The sequence below is a fragment of the Paenibacillus glacialis genome (assembly GCF_001637205.1).
Lineage (GTDB): Bacteria > Bacillota > Bacilli > Paenibacillales > Paenibacillaceae > Paenibacillus_AQ > Paenibacillus_AQ glacialis.
This window is the reverse complement of record NZ_LVJH01000015.1, coordinates 17081-31600: the sequence shown is the minus strand read 5'-3', so window position 1 is coordinate 31600 and position 14520 is coordinate 17081. Positions and strand designations below refer to the sequence as shown.

The 14520-nt window shown below is 39.0% G+C and carries 16 protein-coding genes; 3 read left to right on the top strand and 13 right to left on the bottom strand.

The window, feature by feature from the left end; genetic code table 11:
• Positions 1-107 precede the first annotated feature (107 nt).
• On the bottom strand, positions 108-1028 hold the full coding sequence (locus tag PGLA_RS08975) for a glycoside hydrolase family 25 protein (protein WP_068531758.1): 921 nt from the start codon (positions 1026-1028) through the stop codon (positions 108-110).
• Between the two features lie 153 nt (positions 1029-1181).
• Here PGLA_RS08975 and PGLA_RS08970 point away from each other — a divergent pair, with 153 nt between their 5' ends.
• The gene (locus tag PGLA_RS08970) at positions 1182-2186 is read left to right on the top strand and encodes an aminoglycoside phosphotransferase family protein (protein ID WP_068531756.1); all 1005 of its coding nucleotides are present in this window, start codon (positions 1182-1184) and stop codon (positions 2184-2186) included.
• 54 nt (positions 2187-2240) lie between these two features.
• Here PGLA_RS08970 and PGLA_RS27375 read toward each other — a convergent pair whose 3' ends face one another.
• The 4 genes from PGLA_RS27375 to PGLA_RS08960 all read right to left on the bottom strand — a co-directional run bounded on the left by PGLA_RS27375 (position 2241) and on the right by PGLA_RS08960 (position 3922).
• Positions 2241-2360 carry a sporulation protein YjcZ gene (locus PGLA_RS27375; RefSeq protein ID WP_145939520.1) on the bottom strand — a complete coding sequence of 40 codons (120 nt, stop codon included), beginning with the start codon at positions 2358-2360 and terminating at the stop codon, positions 2241-2243.
• A 114-nt stretch (positions 2361-2474) separates the two neighbouring features.
• Positions 2475-2582 carry a YjcZ family sporulation protein gene (locus PGLA_RS28540; protein ID WP_211269519.1) on the bottom strand — a complete coding sequence of 36 codons (108 nt, stop codon included), beginning with the start codon at positions 2580-2582 and terminating at the stop codon, positions 2475-2477.
• 164 nt (positions 2583-2746) lie between these two features.
• Positions 2747-2995 carry a helix-turn-helix domain-containing protein gene (locus tag PGLA_RS08965; protein WP_245699778.1) on the bottom strand — a complete coding sequence of 83 codons (249 nt, stop codon included), beginning with the start codon at positions 2993-2995 and terminating at the stop codon, positions 2747-2749.
• A gap of 42 nt (positions 2996-3037) precedes the next feature.
• The gene (locus PGLA_RS08960; RefSeq protein ID WP_068531753.1) at positions 3038-3922 is read right to left on the bottom strand and encodes an SMP-30/gluconolactonase/LRE family protein; all 885 of its coding nucleotides are present in this window, start codon (positions 3920-3922) and stop codon (positions 3038-3040) included.
• A gap of 193 nt (positions 3923-4115) precedes the next feature.
• Here PGLA_RS08960 and PGLA_RS08955 point away from each other — a divergent pair, with 193 nt between their 5' ends.
• Positions 4116-4337, top strand: a complete 222-nt coding sequence (locus tag PGLA_RS08955; protein ID WP_145939519.1) for a hypothetical protein — start codon at positions 4116-4118, stop codon at positions 4335-4337.
• A gap of 16 nt (positions 4338-4353) precedes the next feature.
• Complete coding sequence (locus tag PGLA_RS08950; RefSeq protein ID WP_068531748.1) at positions 4354-5025, top strand: tetratricopeptide repeat protein; 672 nt, start codon at positions 4354-4356, stop codon at positions 5023-5025.
• A 5-nt stretch (positions 5026-5030) separates the two neighbouring features.
• On the opposite strand, the gene PGLA_RS08945 is transcribed toward PGLA_RS08950, so the two are convergent.
• The 8 genes from PGLA_RS08945 to wsfD all read right to left on the bottom strand — a co-directional run bounded on the left by PGLA_RS08945 (position 5031) and on the right by wsfD (position 14509).
• The gene (locus PGLA_RS08945; RefSeq protein ID WP_068531746.1) at positions 5031-5663 is read right to left on the bottom strand and encodes a GDSL-type esterase/lipase family protein; all 633 of its coding nucleotides are present in this window, start codon (positions 5661-5663) and stop codon (positions 5031-5033) included.
• A gap of 144 nt (positions 5664-5807) precedes the next feature.
• Positions 5808-6206 carry a GtrA family protein gene (locus tag PGLA_RS08940; protein WP_068531744.1) on the bottom strand — a complete coding sequence of 133 codons (399 nt, stop codon included), beginning with the start codon at positions 6204-6206 and terminating at the stop codon, positions 5808-5810.
• The gene (locus tag PGLA_RS08935; RefSeq protein WP_068531742.1) at positions 6203-7195 is read right to left on the bottom strand and encodes a glycosyltransferase family 2 protein; all 993 of its coding nucleotides are present in this window, start codon (positions 7193-7195) and stop codon (positions 6203-6205) included. The genes PGLA_RS08940 and PGLA_RS08935 overlap by 4 nt, the downstream gene beginning before the upstream one ends.
• 64 nt (positions 7196-7259) lie before the next feature.
• Positions 7260-8114: a GGDEF domain-containing protein gene (locus tag PGLA_RS08930; protein ID WP_068531740.1), complete on the bottom strand. Its 855-nt coding sequence runs from the start codon at positions 8112-8114 to the stop codon at positions 7260-7262.
• Complete coding sequence (locus PGLA_RS08925; protein WP_084410887.1) at positions 8111-10192, bottom strand: cellulose biosynthesis cyclic di-GMP-binding regulatory protein BcsB; 2082 nt, start codon at positions 10190-10192, stop codon at positions 8111-8113. Before PGLA_RS08925 ends, PGLA_RS08930 begins: the two co-directional genes overlap by 4 nt.
• A gap of 15 nt (positions 10193-10207) precedes the next feature.
• Complete coding sequence (locus PGLA_RS08920; RefSeq protein WP_068531738.1) at positions 10208-11458, bottom strand: glycosyltransferase family 2 protein; 1251 nt, start codon at positions 11456-11458, stop codon at positions 10208-10210.
• A complete protein-coding gene (locus tag PGLA_RS08915; protein WP_145939518.1) occupies positions 11458-13041 on the bottom strand; it encodes a hypothetical protein in 1584 nt (527 codons plus the stop codon). The genes PGLA_RS08920 and PGLA_RS08915 overlap by 1 nt, the downstream gene beginning before the upstream one ends.
• Positions 13016-14509 carry a glycan biosynthesis hexose transferase WsfD gene (gene wsfD, locus PGLA_RS08910; protein WP_211269518.1) on the bottom strand — a complete coding sequence of 498 codons (1494 nt, stop codon included), beginning with the start codon at positions 14507-14509 and terminating at the stop codon, positions 13016-13018. Before wsfD ends, PGLA_RS08915 begins: the two co-directional genes overlap by 26 nt.
• Positions 14510-14520 lie beyond the last annotated feature (11 nt).

Here is a 14520-nt window from a genome sequence, read left to right as displayed (position 1 = left end):
GGTTCTTTAGCACTACAAAAGCAGTAGTTGCTTGAAAATAATCTCCGCTATCTATACGCTAACGGAGATTATTTTAATTAAGATATATCTCCTAGTAACAGTTCTATCTATTCTCCCTCCTGCTCAATCACCTGCAACCGTTTCTCCAGATCAGCAATCTGAGTTGTGTTGCCAGCAATTAACTTAAGGAAGTTCTTTCTTAGCTTATTAACAACGATTGCGGTTTCTTCCCGAGTGATGGGTGCACCGGGCCGCGTTCCATCAAAATAACCATTCACTTTCGCTTCTGTCCAATTGTCAGCAGCCCACGCACTTACAACATTGATATCTCTCTCTGTCACCGGTTCCTCTTCCTCTCCACTAGCTTTTTTATATGCTGCCTTTAATTCTGCCAACGTTCCATTGTATTCATTTAGATCAACCGGTCCTACGATACCAGCAACGGTTCGGCTACCACTAGAACGTGTACCACCTGTGGAACCATCACTGTACTGCCATATCGTCCATATGCTCCATGCCGTAACGTCCCACGGAACAGCTGTTCCATATCGAGCAATCCATACGAAATATTTCCCTACTTCGAGATCGAACTTTTCAGCAAAACTATTTCCGGTATAGATGATCGGTGTCACTCCAGTGAGTCTCTTAATCTCTGAAAGAAAGGCTTTCGCAATAATATTGACTTGAGCTGCTGTGATGCTACCTATTTCTTCATAGTCAAGCGTCGGAGGGAGGTCAAACACCTTAACTCCGCCAGCTTCCTTGATCGCTGTGTTAAAGTCGGTTGCTGCGGCCTTTGCAAGCGCTACTGTCGTTACAGATTTGTCCAAATAATGATACGCCCCTACCAAAACACCTGCAGCTTTTGCATCTGCGACATTCTTCAGAAACATGTTGTCCATTTGATTTTGAGTCGCCTTAATGTATACGAAGTCAATCCCGTCAGCTGCTACCTTAGCCCAGTTAATCTTCCCCTGATGATGAGAAACGTCGATCCCCTGCACATTTTTACTACTACGCGCTTGCATATAACTCACTCCTCCCTCTCTCTTGATATAGTAGATTCTTTGAATATATGAACTGCTTGTGTCTTCGTCTGTAAGTTGCCCTATTATCTGATAAAATAATATTGAAATACGCTAGCATAACACTATAAGAACAAGAATCGGAGGTTATAACCATTGACTACTCAAATATATTTCGCTTCTAATAAATTGGGTATTATCACTAATGATCAATTACAGTTAATGCTTAACCGATTTAATCTTGGAACATTGATTTCTTCAGAAAAAACTTCACTAGGTGTCATGGGACAAACCATGTTCGTATCGTCATCCACAGGTGATTATATTCTAAAAGGGAATCCTCTTTTTCATGGACAGTTCTTAGAGGAGAAGTTCTTTATAGACCATTTAAATCAACATACATCACTCCATGTCCCATCACCCTATCTCATCGATGAATCCGAAGATATCTTCGGATGGAGTTATTCCATCATGCCACGTCTCCCCGGTAGTCATATGAATGCAGTTGATATCCAATCCATTCTCACCACTACAGAAGATAAAGAAAGCTTGGTATTATTAGCTGCTCACACCTTAGCTGAATTACATAATTGGAAAGTTGAACAATACGGAGAGTTTGATCCACAGCTTCATACGGTACGCCCTTTTGAAGGATCATACAGAACATGGCTGTATACCACCATTCGATATTGGATAAATGATGCTACCAAATACTCAACAATTACCACACAAGACTTAACCTGGGTTGAGCAAATACTAGAGGGTTCGCAGGATATTTTTGATGATCTAAATTCACCAACGTACGTCATGGGCGATTTCAAACCTGAGAACTTTCTTATAGACAAACATAACAATGAATGGAGCATTAGTGGCGTGTTCGACTTTACTACATCCTATTTCGGAGATGGCATCGCAGACTTACCCAAAATGACTACTATGTATTTAGAAAATGGGGATGACGAACTAGCAAGAATGTTCCTCTCCAGCTATTTGAAATCAACGAAGCAACAAGCCTTCAGGGAGCGTTTTAGAGTCCACATGCTTCATCATTGCGCATTAGTATGGGGATGTGCCAAAGCAACCCAACATGTTACATGGGATGATGAGCTCTCTTTTACCCAATGGGCGCAAAGATTTACCGAATTCTCAATTTATAAATAAACACAAAATGACCTGGAAGCATTCCGCTCCCAGGTCATTTGAATTATATAATAATTAACATAAGCCTAGGCCAAGTGTAATGATGACCAATAGAATAAAGAGTACAAGAATTGCTCCTGTCGAACCGAAAGGTCCACATCCAACGCCTCCAACGCCTCCAACACATCCGCTCATGAATTTTCCTCCTTTCGAAAGAAAGTCTATTTTCCACATTCAATACAGTATTGGAGACAGGCAATGATATTCTATCTTCCTGTCTATCTTGATGTTGGGGGGGATCAGGTTTACTTACAGAATAAACGCGCGAGTAATAATAACCAGCAAGATGAAGAGCACCAAAATCGCACCTGTTGATGTGAAAGGACTCCGGCCAATACCATAACCAGCTTCGCTCATTCCAATTCCTCCCTTCCCTCTAACATATTGTAGGATATGTCAGAGGGGTTTCATTGGTCTGGACATTTCCCCAATTGAATTCATATTTCAAGCCCAACTTAACTAAAAGAGAGACCCCTATTCAGAGCCTCCCCATGTTAATCTTCTATTCAACAACCTAAACTTCACAATTCTTTTGCCGCATGTACTCGTTTTCTCTGATCCACGAGACCTGCATCCCCTTCCGCTCGATATTTCCTCATCCACACTTTAAGTCGTCCAATATCAGCAATTCCAAGTTCAGTTGCTACTTCTTTCTTGGTCATGCCTTGGAGACGCATATTTACAGCTTTTTTCTTCGTATCGAAACTGTAAGAACTGAAAACTTGCCCTTTCTTAGCCAAAATAATCACCTCAAGATATTTATCGGACACAAGGGTATTTTATGTAACCGTTTTCTCGTTCTTCTCCAAAAGTTATTTCACCACAGATTGAAAAGGAACCGTTGATTGGCCTTTCACTCCTGTTTTGACACGAAAAAGATTCCCCGACAATGGTTGTGCTTGCAAAAGCTCATCTTTCATTCCGGTACATGCTGTTGTGATATAGAGGTAATCCAATTCTCTACCACCAAATACACAAGAAGTCACATGACCGGAAGGAACAGAAATACGATCTAACAGATGTCCCGTGAGTGGATTCCAGCGTGCAACCCTTCCTCCATTCCACTCTGCAATCCAAAGCATACCTTCCGCGTCTACAGTCATTCCATCCGGATAACCTGCATCATCCGGCATCTTGAAAGCCATTCGACGGTTACTTATCGTTCCCATATCCTGATCATAATCAAATGCATCTACTTGTCTAGACGGCGTATCAATGTAATACATCGTACTACCATCAACGCTCCACCCTATTCCATTTGATATAGAAACATCATCCAAAACCTTACGAACAGATAAATCATGATCGAGACAATAAAGTGACCCGCAGTTCGGTTGACCTTCGAGGCTCATCGTTCCTGCCCACAATCGCCCAACTGGATCACATTTACCATCATTAAATCGATTGTTTGGAAGATGTTGTTCTGGATTAGCGATGAACGTCAAAGTCCCTGTGGACAATTGGTATTTATGGAATCCTTCATATAATACAAGGATGACCTCATCTTCATGATAAGGAACAACCGCACCAATCGATTGCCCTATTTCATAGGTAACATCTTCGCCCGAATCAAGATAATAGATGTGTAATAGATGCAATTCAATATCTACCCATAACAATCTATTACCCACTGCATCCCAACTCGGTCCTTCACCTAACAATGCATTTGCATGAACGACGACTTCCAATGCTTCCATCAGATATACATATGCCTCCTTCTACATACCCAAATTTATGTAATCACTTACATTCTAATATGGGATGTTGTCTCAGTCGATAGCTAACTCATTCTTTCAAACTAATTCTTATATTTAGCTTTATACCCCTGTGATATAATAGAACTAACTATAATTTGTAAACAACGTGGTTGTATAAATGGTAGGTCAATCGATGAGAAACGTCGGTGTTTTTGCACATGTAGATGCAGGAAAAGCGACTACAACAGAACATAGACGAAAATTCATTGATTTAGGCCAGACATCCTCAGGAGACATCGCTGTAAGTCAAAGTAAGATTGGCGATGTTCTAGGGAGTTCTGTGGGTGTACCTCCTTCTCCCGGAATAGCTATTCTTTACTTACCGTTCAAGTACATATACAAAATCTCAATGTAAACTAAAGGAGGCAATTATGATTAAGTTTATTAGTTTTATGTTCTTGTGGAGGTTAGTAGGGAATCCTTTTATCGCTCTGATCATTATTCTAGCTGTCGTCTATTTCCTTGATCGGCGTTATGTAGGCGTATTTCCCAGCTTTACAAAGCCTTACAAAAGAATGAAGAGAATCTCCACACTACGAAGAGAAATCTTGATGAATCGTAATGATGTCACTTCCAAACATGAACTTGCTCGTCTACTCATCGAACGTAAGAAATACCTAGAAGCACTTGAACTCCTTGATTCTATACAGGTACAATTCGATCATTCAGCAGAATACTGGGACGATCTAGGTACCGTCAATCTAAGATTAGGTCACGTCCAAAAGGGTGAAGAATTCATCCTTAAAGCACTCGGCATTAATCCTCGTGTGAAATACGGCCAACCCTACCTACGGTTAGCAGGAATATATCAACACACAGATCAAAAGAAGGCAGAGCAATATGTCCGAGCGTTCCAAGACATTCATTCATCTTCAAGCGAAGCCTCCTATCTCTTAGGGATGATGTATAAAGAAATGAGTCGTAAACAGGAAGCAAACGAAGCCTTCCGTGAGTCCATTGACATTTATCGGTCTCTCCCTAAATACAAAAAACGCCAAGAACGGAAATGGGCCGTTCGTAGCATTTTACGGAAAATGAGTTAAATCATTTAAATCAACGAACCATATCCTAATCGATTTAATTGCTCTGCAATGATGCGGTAACCATGTCCATTCGGGTGAACGTGGTCAAGTGAGAGTAATGCTCTCTCCCTACCTCGGAAAGAAACATAAATATTAGCAACAGCCAATGTACTGTTCACATAGCTTTCTAAATACTGATTGTATTGTTGAACATAGTAGGAAGCCTCTTCTATTTGGGGAAAAGGATTGTATAGTCCGACTACTCGGATAATGTATGGACGTTTCGAATTCTTCTTCAACTGGTAAATCGTTTTGATAATTCGAGAGAAATTGGTTTTACAATTCGAGAGTGCTTCATTGAAGTCACGACCTGATAACTTACCTGCAGACGATTTGGCCGCACGTATCAAATCGTTACCCCCAATGGAAATCGATATGATATCGGCTTGGCTGACGAATTGTCTAAAGGAATAATTACTGCTTAGGTAATCGTACAATCCTTGCGACGTTAATCCGTTAACCCCCAAATTGTCATAGGCAACAAAAGTACGTAAATGATTCTCTGCTAATCTTCTGTATACTGGGACAAATCCGTTACCCGGCAAAGCCCCAAAGCCAACTGTCAATGAATCTCCTACCGCAGTGTATTTGAATGTCACATTATTCAACCTCCTGAATATCACTCTATTCGAACTATCGGATACCATAGTTTATGAATATTGGATCACCTCTGCTACGGGAGAATGCCCCTTCGATTAGCTTATTAATAGCTGCATTGAAGGGGCATTCTTTAGTCATTATATTTACTTTTTAAATACGAAATATTTCTGTGCAAAGTAGTTTAACAGCGTATAAATCCCCGCTCCTACAAGAGCTGTTAGATTGGTAAGGATGCCATCATTGTAAATGAGTTCTCCGACGATGAATTTGAATAGAATATAACTAAATGCGTAAGAGACAAGATAACATAATAATATGACACTTGCGAATTTCCACATAGCCTTTCTATTCGAGACGTCGCTTCTAAAGGTAAAGTTTTTATTGAGGAAATAACTTACCACGGCCCCAATCGAATTACCTATAAAAGTTGAAGTCCAATAGTTACAACCCATCCAATTCAAAAAGAGAAAGGTGATTGATAACCCAACCATTGTATTCAATACACCAACACAGAGAAACTTTATAAAATCTCTATTAATCATTGTGCCTGATCTACCTTTAATACCAAGGCATCAAGCTTGATTTCCTCAGTATATTTAGGTCTACCCTTGACTTCTTTGTATATTTTCCCGATATACTCTCCAATCAACCCTAGACTAATCAGTTGAACGCCACCAATAAACCAAATTGAGATCATAAGCGAAGGCCATCCGGATACCGCATTACCATTAAATTTACTAACTAACACATATACAGCAGTAATGAGACTTAATAGGAAGAACGAAATACCTATCATCGTAATAAATCGAATAGGTGAAATGCTGAACGAAGTGACCCCATCCAAAGCAAAAGAGATCATCTTCTTTAAAGGATATTTAGATTCCCCAGCAAATCTCTTATTTCGTTCGTAGTACACTTCTGTAGACTTATATCCAATGAGTGGAACGATTCCTCTAAGAAATAAATTAACCTCTCGATATCGTTCTAACCCATTCAGTGCTCTCTTACTCATCAATCGATAATCCGCATGATTGAATACAAGATTCACTCCAAACCAGCTTAATACTTTATAAAATGCAATGGCACTTTTACGTTTAAACAAGGTATCTGTGCTTCGATCACTTCGAACACCGTATACAATGTCATTTCCCTCTTTGAATTTACTTATAAATTCAGGAATGACTTCCACGTCATCTTGAAGATCAGAATCAATAGAAATAACACAATCAGCCGTTTCCTTCGCATGCAACAGACCTGCTAATAATGCATTCTGGTGCCCAACATTTCTTGCAAGCTTTAATCCACTAATTTCAGGATATTTCAAATTAAATTCCGAAATATATTCCCATGTGCGATCATTACTCCCATCATCTACATACAAAACGGTACTTAAAGAGGAAATTTGTTTATTCGCAACTAACCCTCTTAACATCGTAGACAATCTTAAAGTTGTTTCAACAAGAACCTCTTCTTCATTATAACAAGGAACTACGACTGTAAGTATGGGGCAACCATTACTGTGTGCCATCATAAACCTTCTTTCTGGTCATCTACTAATCATTCGTAACTATCAAGAAATCCACAATGATTACATATCACACGTCATACTCCAGTTCTTTCTTGGCCTCTATGATGAAATCGAGTGGTGTTGAAATAGCTTCTGAATGATATTCTACGGATCCAACCCTGAGGCTCAGTTCTATCTTATACTTATCAGCATTATCACCGGTGTTTAAATTGATTACTTTCTCCCTCAATCGTTCAATGACTATATTAGCGCCTTGTCGATCCGTAAAGAGCATCATTCCCCATGTCGGGTTCTCTTTATCAAAAATATAAAGAGAGTCATTCGTCCGTATACTGGTCTGACTTAACATGGAAACATCATACAAGGCTGCTGTCATGTCTTCTTCGCTTGTCATCCGTCGTATTTCGTCCCAGTATTTAACGTTTATAACCAACAGCGTCAGAGGTATATCATATCGTGTTGAAAGAGCCATAAATACAGTAGCGTCTCGTTGAAATGACAAACTATTTTTTAAATTCGTATTCTCATCCATTGTAGCTAGTGAAATATTACTCTTTTGCAATTGATCCTTCTCATCCTGCAACTGCTTATTAGCACGGGTTAATAACCATGTAACATAGGTTATCGTTGGAGCTAGTATCAACCAAAAGTAACTATCATTTCCAACCGTAGATCCCTGAACAACACTTTGATAGAGAGTAAAGGTACCACTACCAAATATAAAAATAATGCTTAAGATTAGGCCTACAGTCAGGCTCGTAAAATATGTCACAATTGCAATCATAAAAGTTATATTCAAAAATATAATATTCTGAATATATTGATCAGGTTTACCTGCAATGAACACAATACATATAAAACAAATTACGAACAGCAGTAGGAAGGCAACATCTGAGACTAGATTGCTTTGATTTCGTTTCATCGTCTTCCACCCCTGCTCTTATATTTACGAATGATCAGAATCAGAGAAACCAATACAAGCAATAGAACCAATATAGAAGCTACCATATACCCAAGGATATCCCCTCGTTGAACCACATTATCTAAAAATGTGGATTGTTCAGGGCTCACTTCCTTCTTGAAGCGGTAGGAATGAATATTACTATCCTTGTCTGTCGTTACACCATCTCCATATATTTTCCAAATCCCCCCTTGAATCGCAACGAGTTTAGAAGCTAAATAATAATACTCCGAACTCGCACCTGTCACTGCCATAAACCCATGACCTGATTCATAAGGCGATTGTAGCAACTGTAACGTACCCATCCGCTTGCCGTAATCGACATCAATGCTTACTTTCTCATTGGACTTAAACCCAGTACCATCTGCTCCATATTGAAAATAAAGGCTATTATTATGTTCTCGAATCACCTTATTGTTCTGATAGGTTCCGATTGCAATTATATTTCGATCTGACAAATCACTTTCTCCAACCTTATCTTCGTAAAAGTGAAGTTCGCCCGTATTCCCTTCCACATATCGACCTAACAAATTAAACAAATTGGAAAGTGATTGATATGTGTAATTATCACGTTCTGATGGCATTACGACCGCAACTCGATTAAAACTACCATCACGAATAAAAGGATAGGGATAGTTATTAAATAGTAAGTCCATGTTTTCTGTCGTGTTTAATTTGAGTATCGTATCCTTAGTAATAAAAGCCCATGGCATTTGATTGTCTTTCCGATAACAACCATCATTAACCATCTCTAGATCAAAAGCCACCGTCAGAGAAAAGTTACCTGATACATTCAGATTTTTAGGAATAGGTAACGTAAGTGTATCTCCATCTGCTAATTCTGTCGTTAGTTTTTTACTCCCAATCGGCGTATCATTTACAAGTATCGTTACCATCGAACGATCAAAATCAAGGTTCTTCGCATAGCGAAAATCCATACTGATTTTACTAGCACCCGCAATGGAGCGATTAGATGGAAGTGTAATGAAATAGCTTTTCTCTTGATGTCTCCATCCTTTTAGTTGATCCCCATTGTCCGTTAATGTCACGGTTTTGTTCACACTAGTAATTGGCTTCTCTACATCAGTGTCACTAGTAACTACTTTAGTCTCACTGTCTAATTGCCCCATTAAGGCTTGATTGGCAATCAATCGTCCAGCCTTCACTAATAAATCTGCATTTTTAGATGTAACGACTAAAGTTGGTTGTTGATCCGTATTCACTAATTGAATTAATGCCGCATTGTTTAAATCTTGTTGGATAAGAAGTCCCTTGAGTTGATCTGGTAAATGATCATGTAAGGAAACCATCACAACAGCCTTCTTACTTTTTAGTGATGCTGTCCCATAAGTCAGTATCGGGATCACCTTATCATCTAAGCTATTGGTTTTGGTGAATCCCGTCAACGCATAGATGGCCGTCTCCAATTCAGACGAATCACTCTCTTCCGGTACTACAATCGCACTTTGGTTAGCTCTGACGACGTCGATACCAGTAAAGTACTCATTGAAACCACTGATACTCCCGTCTAATGCCATATTCGTATGACCGATAGCAATACTCGAGGTACTAAAGATTTGTAGCCAATTTTCTTGCTCATCATCATTAATACACACATCATCGTTTATATCCGTAGTCTGAATATCCCCTTCAATCGACAAGGCGTTCGAACCATTAATGATGAGTGCTTTAGGTATAGTTACAGTTAATCGTTGTTGTACATCATTAGTGATAGAAGGCCTGAAAGAATGTAGATAAGTCCCATTGATCTTTAGTGTCACACTGGAGCGGTCATTCATTGTTAAAGGAGATACCTTATAATCCATATTAAATTTCACATTATTAACATCCCAATAGTCAGGCACCTGAAATAATAACTCTTTAGACGCCCTCCCCCCCGACAATGATATGTTCGTATTACTTAAGGACATTTCATAAGTCTGTGGTGAATTCAGTTCAACCCCTGCCGCCGATACTTGTCCAAACTGTACGAAACTGATTAATAATACCATATACACAACTACAAATTTTTTAATCATGTAATTCCCTCCTATCTAATAACGTTCCGTTTTGTACCATTTTGCTTCTCGTTTGAATACTAAATCTTTCAGATAGGTATATAAGCCATACGCAGCAACAACCATCCACAATTGGGAGTATGAAATATACATAAGTATAATAATCCAAAGGTTAGATAAACTCATTTCACCTTTTTCAGTTATCAAAGTGATATACGTTCCTACGATAAACATGATGATCGCCAAAATCCATAGAAATGAACTGAAGCCAGCAATCGTAGTATGAACATAACCTAAGGCATGAAGAACAAGTAGTGCATCAGACATGATCAATGAAGTCAGTAACAAAAAGTAGATGGACAGAAAATAAAATATATCGAACCGAATGTTCTTTGCTGAAGGATCAAATAGCAATCTGCTATTCTTCACAATAACGTAGATGTTTCCCTTAGCCCACCTTGTTCTCTGCTTGAACCATACTTTAAGCGTCTGGGGCTCCTGTTCCCACGTAACAGCTTTCGGCTGAAATTTGATTCGGTAGCCCATCATATAGATCCTAAAGCTGATCTCTGTATCTTCCGCAATCGCCTTCACATCCCAACCACCAATCTCCTCGACGATATGACGTCGCATAATGAAGTTAGTCCCTGGGATCGTACATAACTTAAACAGTTTCCATCGACCGGCTTGTGCCATCCACTGAAACGACAAAGTCTCAATATTGATAAACCGTGTTAATAAGCTGGCATCACGATTACGAGTTCGAAATTTACCAACAACCGCTCCTAAGCTTGGGTCATTCATGATCTCAGCCACTAGGAAACGTAAAGCTGTTTTCTCTGGTGTATTATCCGCATCATAAATTGCTATCAATTCGCCTTTACTTTGCGCAAATCCAATATTAAGTGCGTTTGATTTCCCTTTGCCTCCTGTAACCGAATCCGTATTAATGATGATTAAATTTCTCCCCAGATGCTTGGAATGCAAATTTTTTAACAAGACACTACTATTATCCGAAGAATTGTCATTGATGATAATGATTTCATATCGATCCTGAGGGTAATCTAAGCCAAGTAGCGCTTCTACGGTCTTCACAATCACTTTCCCTTCATTATGAGCGGGCACCATGATGGAGACAAAAGGCGTCTCTCCTCCCAATTCCGGTGCAGCCTCACCTTCACATTGAACATAGTAAAGGTAACCAGCTATAATAAGAACCACGTTTACAAGTAGAAGAGACCATATACAGATCACGGAGAATAGCATTAGAATATCTGCGATTGTCATCATTTTCTCCTTTGATTGAGATATTTACGTATATATAGTCGATAACCGATGATGAATAAAAACCCGAAGATTAGAAGTGTTACAACGATCAGAACAATAAAAACATTATTCTGAATATTAAATAGTTTGGCAAAACTTTTTTCCTGCTCTACCGTATAAGCATATTCAGAACCAATATTCTTGTAGGCATCATTCAGATCCACGTCCTGTCCATTCAAGGTTAACAGTCCATTGTCAGATACGATCCTATTGGCTTGTGTATGAACGGTATGCTGTCCGTATCTATAGTCTGCGAATGTTATCCAACTATCGTTCAGTGTTTGTACTATCTTACTCATGTCCACCTCATTATCAGAGAAATCATAGGTTATCGCTGAATCCATTGGGAGGTCTTGTAAGATTGTATCGTTATGGTCAAATTGCTGCAGAAAGTCTAATTGCATACTATAAAGGGAAGACGCAAAAGGCTGAGACGAATCCGTTCTCGACCAATACCTCATATCTTTATTCGGAAACAGGATCGATGAATCGAAGAAGTTCATACCATATTCAGCATATTGTTGATCATATGACCAATACATTTCCGCACCTATTCCCAAAGGAGCGATTCCATAATCGGCCAGTACATCCACAAAAGATTCCATTTGTGTTTGAAGAGTCAATCCATCCTGACTAGCGGTCGATGATACAACAGGTGCATTAACTAGTACGCTTCCACTTCGAGACTGTACATACTTCAAAGTTTCCAAATAGCGATGCATTGCGGGATAGTCTACGTTCATGAACACCGGTCTTACACTGACCATAAATGGAATTCCCGCATCATAGAGCTTATCGGCCAATTTCTCCAATAGTTTTAAATCCGAGAATGGATAGACCTCTTTAAAAATAAGGTATGTCTGTCCCTGTCGAGTGATATCCAGCCAGTCTTTTAACACATAGGACATGGCTAGTTCACTGAGGTTACCCTGTTCATAATAGGGGACATATGCAAAGTGATCATTACGAACACCATAAGGAGATCTTACATCTCCATTACCTGACATAATACTTCCATAGAAAGTACCCTCAGCTTGTACAATATAAGACATATTCTTCACATGAATTCTTGACTCTGAGAATTGATCCATCGAGATCTTAACGAATTGATCCCTTAACATATTCGTGACCATGTTAAGCTCCACCTGAACCGCAGAAGGAATCGATGTTCCGATGTGTAGGTAATCACCTTTGTATATCTTCAAATCATTTATGAAATCTTCATTGGTTATGCTTAGCTCATCCAAGTTCTGAATTCCAATGACCTTGTTATACTCTGCCAACCCACCCTTTTTATAATTATCAAAGGTTGATTGAGTTACTTTAATACCATATGATGCAAGCAATCTTTGCATCGTCTCAACATTACCTTCTCTTGATGACCCTTTTGCCAAACCATCATAAAGAAGCAAGGCATGAATTGGCTCTTGTTCCGATGCATATATGTTAGAAAAGGGTATTCCTATAAGGAGTAAAAGGATCATAACTGTCACTTTAAGTTTTATTTTGACGTACATATTAAACTCCACCTTCTTGATCCCCACGCAACAAACACCTCCGGATGATATCGGATATGAATACGAAGGTCACTAGGTCAAAAGCTATTGTAAATAGAAATACGTGCTTGGCTAAATCAGCATCTCCAGCCCCGATAATCGAAACCAATATGCCTGATAATCCAAATAAAATAAACGTAACAACAAGTGGTAAACGGATGGCCTGTCGTATATTTTTAGCTCTCAAGGCAGCAATAAAACTAGGTATATAGAGACCGACGACCACGGCCATCCAAATGACAATAAAGCCAAAGGTTCTCGGGGTAAGAGCCTTTTTCATTAGACTGTATCCAGAGAAAAATGTCGTCTGTTCCCCAGCAGGATGTCCGACAGTTTTCTCGTAATTCCCCATCGCTGGAGGACGGATAATAAAGGCACTTTTCGCTGCCAGATCGAACAATTTACCCGCTTGGCCTGTATTGGTAAAGTAATACTTCAGAATAGAACCGAACCCGTATTGACTATAAAAATTCTTCTCTAGTATTTCCGAATTGACATCAACAGTGGAGTTAAGCGCATAATAAATACTTTTATCCAAAATGGCGTATTGCTTGTCTATACCGAAGGCACTTAGCGCAACTTCCGGGTCCTTAGATTCCATAAGGATACCTCGAGTCATGGCATGATACTTATTGATATTCACAAATTCTTTTGGAATCAAAGCGTATGTACTTATCCCCGCTAGAAGTAAGATGAGAAGCGAGGAAGACATTAATATACGAAAGGTCTTTTGCTTTCGGATAAAGATCAGAATGATGCATATAAATGCAATAATGACACCTACTGGCGCATTTTGTTGTTTACTTGTCGTCAGTAGAAATCCACTAAGGGTAAATATCGCCAATAATACGTAATCGTTATACCTATTCCTATACAACAACAACCCAGATGCCAACATGAACACCATCATAATGATTACGACGCTTTCGCCGTAAAAGGAATTGAAGTAAGCCGTATATCCCGTATCTCCAAACATTAAAACAGCTAGAATGGCAATAGGATAACCATATTTCTTAGGTATTTTCCAAGTTAGACTTTCAACCAATAAATAAATCGCAATCGTATACAACAATGTATACATCGCCGCTTGAAATCGAATATCAAATACCTGCTGATCATAGAAGATCTTATTCATCCAAACGGAGAAATGAATAAATAACGATTGCGAAGAAATGACATCAGAACTATTTTCATTAAAATATTGAAAAATCCCAAAGTGCTTTATAAAGTATCCAAAGTATTGACTGTCGTAATCAGGAGTATTGAAATACAACCCATTACCGTAAAGAATACGGAAATAGTCTCCGTTATCCGCCATGCCAATATATGGGGGAATAAACAATGCCATTATCGTAATAAACAATACGCATGTTGCTGCCAATAGCGCTGGAGAAACAAATCGACTAACTAAAACAAATCTGTTCATGATGTACAATTTAACTTTACTTACGGACATGTTGTATGCCT

What these genes read in the sequence shown, in the direction of transcription:
- PGLA_RS08925 (WP_084410887.1), bottom strand. Translation starts at nt 10,192, where the DNA reads ATGATTAAAAAATTTGTAGTTGTGTATATGGTATTATTAATCAGTTTC.
- PGLA_RS08930 (WP_068531740.1), bottom strand. Translation starts at nt 8,114, where the DNA reads ATGAAACGAAATCAAAGCAATCTAGTCTCAGATGTTGCCTTCCTACTG.
- PGLA_RS27375 (WP_145939520.1), bottom strand. Translation starts at nt 2,360, where the DNA reads ATGAGCGGATGTGTTGGAGGCGTTGGAGGCGTTGGATGTGGACCTTTC.
- PGLA_RS08950 (WP_068531748.1), top strand. Translation starts at nt 4,354, where the DNA reads ATGATTAAGTTTATTAGTTTTATGTTCTTGTGGAGGTTAGTAGGGAAT.
- PGLA_RS08960 (WP_068531753.1), bottom strand. Translation starts at nt 3,922, where the DNA reads ATGGAAGCATTGGAAGTCGTCGTTCATGCAAATGCATTGTTAGGTGAA.
- wsfD (WP_211269518.1), bottom strand. Translation starts at nt 14,509, where the DNA reads ATGTCCGTAAGTAAAGTTAAATTGTACATCATGAACAGATTTGTTTTA.
- PGLA_RS08940 (WP_068531744.1), bottom strand. Translation starts at nt 6,206, where the DNA reads ATGATTAATAGAGATTTTATAAAGTTTCTCTGTGTTGGTGTATTGAAT.
- PGLA_RS08955 (WP_145939519.1), top strand. Translation starts at nt 4,116, where the DNA reads ATGAGAAACGTCGGTGTTTTTGCACATGTAGATGCAGGAAAAGCGACT.
- PGLA_RS08975 (WP_068531758.1), bottom strand. Translation starts at nt 1,028, where the DNA reads ATGCAAGCGCGTAGTAGTAAAAATGTGCAGGGGATCGACGTTTCTCAT.
- PGLA_RS08935 (WP_068531742.1), bottom strand. Translation starts at nt 7,195, where the DNA reads ATGATGGCACACAGTAATGGTTGCCCCATACTTACAGTCGTAGTTCCT.
- PGLA_RS08920 (WP_068531738.1), bottom strand. Translation starts at nt 11,458, where the DNA reads ATGACAATCGCAGATATTCTAATGCTATTCTCCGTGATCTGTATATGG.
- PGLA_RS28540 (WP_211269519.1), bottom strand. Translation starts at nt 2,582, where the DNA reads ATGAGCGAAGCTGGTTATGGTATTGGCCGGAGTCCTTTCACATCAACA.